At 42.4% G+C, this 2,912-nt stretch carries 5 protein-coding genes; 2 read left to right on the top strand and 3 right to left on the bottom strand.

Annotated features, from left to right (window positions below; genetic code table 11):
* Positions 1–794: 794 nt before the first annotated feature.
* Complete coding sequence (locus J0895_RS05730) at positions 795–1,064, top strand: hypothetical protein (protein WP_207087154.1); 270 nt, start codon at positions 795–797, stop codon at positions 1,062–1,064.
* Between the two features lie 4 nt (positions 1,065–1,068).
* Entirely contained in the window at positions 1,069–1,482 is a 414-nt protein-coding gene (locus J0895_RS05735) for a type II toxin-antitoxin system VapC family toxin (protein WP_207087155.1), read from the top strand.
* Between the two features lie 154 nt (positions 1,483–1,636).
* Here the strand turns inward: J0895_RS05735 and J0895_RS05740 are convergent, their stop codons facing one another.
* Genes J0895_RS05740 through J0895_RS05750 form a run of 3 tightly spaced genes read right to left on the bottom strand, consistent with a single transcriptional unit; the run spans position 1,637 to position 2,564 of the window.
* Complete coding sequence (locus J0895_RS05740) at positions 1,637–2,020, bottom strand: toxin-antitoxin system TumE family protein (protein WP_207087156.1); 384 nt, start codon at positions 2,018–2,020, stop codon at positions 1,637–1,639.
* Between the two features lie 5 nt (positions 2,021–2,025).
* Positions 2,026–2,301 carry a hypothetical protein gene (locus J0895_RS05745; protein ID WP_207087157.1) on the bottom strand — a complete coding sequence of 92 codons (276 nt, stop codon included), beginning with the start codon at positions 2,299–2,301 and terminating at the stop codon, positions 2,026–2,028.
* On the bottom strand, positions 2,298–2,564 hold the full coding sequence (locus tag J0895_RS05750; protein ID WP_207087158.1) for a hypothetical protein: 267 nt from the start codon (positions 2,562–2,564) through the stop codon (positions 2,298–2,300). The genes J0895_RS05745 and J0895_RS05750 overlap by 4 nt, the downstream gene beginning before the upstream one ends.
* Positions 2,565–2,912 lie beyond the last annotated feature (348 nt).

The raw sequence follows: 2,912 nt of genomic DNA on the forward strand, positions 1-2,912 counted from the left end.
AGCAAATATCTTAAGAAAGGTAGCGGTAACACTGGGATTTAATCTTAGTGGAGTCAGTAGGGGTGCTTTGACTACGCCCTTAAGGTTCAGATTCTGGACTCTTAAAGAATCCCACGCTCTTTAGAGCGTGGGAGTGTCAATTCCATTGATATAGATAGGATAGTTCAAGTTATAGCCCAGCCCAAAAAATCATTTTTGAAAAGCTTTACAGGAATCGCGTATGTTTCTGGCACATCAACTTCTTCACTACTTTGTCAAAGTGATGAATCGACAATGGACTTACCACCTGAGCCGACGTTTAAGCCAGGTGGAGGGTTTACTTGCCCTAATGGGTATTCAGAACTTAAGTAGGTATGTGAAAAAAATCGCGACTAAGTAAAGATATGCTAAGAAGCCGAATCAGAATTAAACTTAACCCGTTTTGCTGTATAGTTTCCCTTTGTACTTCGGGATTCTACACCGGCCATAACCGCATAAGCTAGGTCTAGTTCATTTTTCCTCGTTACTTAGCTCTGCCAAGTAACGCCCCCGGAGGCTCCGCCTCCCTATTGTCTTGTTGCCGCAGGACTCTTTTAGCTCTTTGCCCTTTAGGACTCTTGCACTCTGCTCTTTTTTCCCCTTTACCCTCTTAAAAGCGACGGGTTAAGAGACCGGGTTTCTGGGAGAGACTAGAGGGAGCAGGGAGAGATGCAAGAAACCCGGTTTTTAGGGGGATTTTCAACCCGGCACCCCTCCAGCCTAAGAACCCAATTGTTTTAGGTAAAGACCGTCAGATAAAGTCGTGAGGATAAACTATGGTTTCGCATCAATTATTAGAACTTGAACAGTCTATTCACAACTTATCATTAGAAGATAAGTTATGGTTGCTGGATAAAATTTTTGAGCAAGTGCGAGGGACTTCTGAACATGAGCAAGAAAGCAATCATCAACAAAACCTCCAATATGATGAGAGGGCAAAGCCGATTTGGGAAATTGCAGTAGAAATTGGGGCGAAAATCCCGGATTCTGAATGGGAAAAAGTCCCGAGTGATTTGTCAAAAAACTTTGATTTATATCAAGGTTAGGGGAATGAAACGAGTTTTGGCAGATACAGGTTATTGGGTAGCCTTACTCAACCCCAGAGACCAATTGCATCAAAAAGCGCGAGATTTGTCTCAAACAATAGGTTTACTCTATATTTTTACCAGTGAAATGGTGTTGGCTGAGGTGTTGAATGATTTTTCTAAACGGGGTAAATTTTTTCGCGAAGTGGCGATCAAGTTAATTGAAAGTCTCTATAACCATCCGAATGTGACAGTGATTCAGCAAAGTAGCCATCAGTTTAAAGAAGGATTATTGTTGTACAAGCAAAGACCAGACCAAGAATGGAGTCTGACGGATTGCGTTTCTTTTAAAATCATGGAAAAATACTCAATTACAGCAGCCCTCGCCTACGATAAACATTTTCAGCAAGCTGGCTTTATTCCATTATTACGCGATTGATAATAATGGAATAAAGCCTCTACATAGAACGTGACGCTATAGTTGATGGTGGGGTTCAGAAACCGGGTTCCTGGGAGAGGCTAGAGGGAGTAGGGAGGAATGCAACAACGCCGGTTTCTAGGGCTGAGTTCCATCTGTAATAAACAGAGATAGTTTAGCTTAACTCGGATTCCATAAAATCTATAAATTCCAGGATATTTCGGGATTGCCCGGGTTTTACGTTGGTTTCTGAACCGATATGAACATGATGCGGAAAATTAGGTAAATCAGGAAAATGCTTGACGCTATCCCATCGTTTTCTAAGGACTTGTTTTGATGAGTCCATCCATTGGTAACGATAATCTAATGTCAAGAGTTGATTATTTTTAATAGTGAAGGCTTCAGTCAGTTCTACAAAATCAGTATTCAACAGGGTTAGACGAACCCGGAAGTAGCCACGATTGAGTAAAAGTTTCTCATCAACAACCTCACTTGTTGTAATAAGTGGGCTGGCAGAGATTTTGTTCTTGATGGTGACTATATACTGCTCTAATTCCATCCGTTTTAAGATGCTTCTACTTTTGCATTAGCCAGCATTTCATGATAAGCATTCCATTCAAAAAAATCCATTGAATCTCCTAGCTCACCTGCTTGAAAACGCTGAAAAAAATCCTCTGACTGCATTTGATATTTCTGCTCAAAACCTTGGATTTTTTGTTCTATTTTTGCGATTTCTTGTCGGAGAGAATATTTGCTGATTTCCTGTTCGAGATATTCCCGCTCTTCGTCAGATAATGAAAAAATAACTTCCACTAAGGATTGGACTAATTTTTGATTCATAACAAACCAAAGTCTTGAAAGTATTGGGGGTTGGTCGAGAGGTCCTGGGGGCCATTGAGAGAGCCTGCCAAGTCACTCGCAAGGTCGAAGGCAGAAGGGGACGGGTCTGGGGTTGGATTTTCGGTGGTTTTTACCAGTTTTTGGAGTTGTGGGGTGAAGTGAGTTGGATCGGTACGGAGGGGACGGATCAATTGGAGTAAGAGGTTCACCAATGAATCAGGGGCCAGAAGGATTTCCTGTATGAGTTGTTCGCGAGGAGTCATCGAACCCTCCGGGATACCCCTGGCTTCAGACATGGGGAGGGATAGGAGCGGCTGTTGAAAACAGCCAATTTAGTAACCATAACCGTAACCATCCTTTTTGCGAACTGCTTTACAAAGTTTGTGGCTATTGCCTTGAACCAATCCGGTCTTGTCCGAAATATTAAAACTGCCACTAGAACGAAAATTTGGTTAGACCCCTTTCGGGTGGGGGGTATGGTTGCCCCCCGATTTTCCCTTTCGGGTTAAGTTAGCTTCAATAAGGTTTTAAGAGCTTGTTAGGCTGAAAGCACTGTCTCAGTGACCTTAAGACTGTTTAACTTTCAGCGACAGGGCAGGGAACTAGCTTCG

The sequence above is a fragment of the Phormidium pseudopriestleyi FRX01 genome (assembly GCF_017313335.1).
Classification (GTDB): Bacteria; Cyanobacteriota; Cyanobacteriia; order Cyanobacteriales; family Laspinemataceae; genus Laspinema; species Laspinema pseudopriestleyi.

Coding starts and splice junctions, on each gene's coding strand:
- J0895_RS05745 (WP_207087157.1), bottom strand. CDS start 2,301: ATGAATCAAAAATTAGTCCAATCCTTAGTGGAAGTTATTTTTTCATTA.
- J0895_RS05750 (WP_207087158.1), bottom strand. CDS start 2,564: ATGACTCCTCGCGAACAACTCATACAGGAAATCCTTCTGGCCCCTGAT.
- J0895_RS05735 (WP_207087155.1), top strand. CDS start 1,069: ATGAAACGAGTTTTGGCAGATACAGGTTATTGGGTAGCCTTACTCAAC.
- J0895_RS05730 (WP_207087154.1), top strand. CDS start 795: ATGGTTTCGCATCAATTATTAGAACTTGAACAGTCTATTCACAACTTA.
- J0895_RS05740 (WP_207087156.1), bottom strand. CDS start 2,020: ATGGAATTAGAGCAGTATATAGTCACCATCAAGAACAAAATCTCTGCC.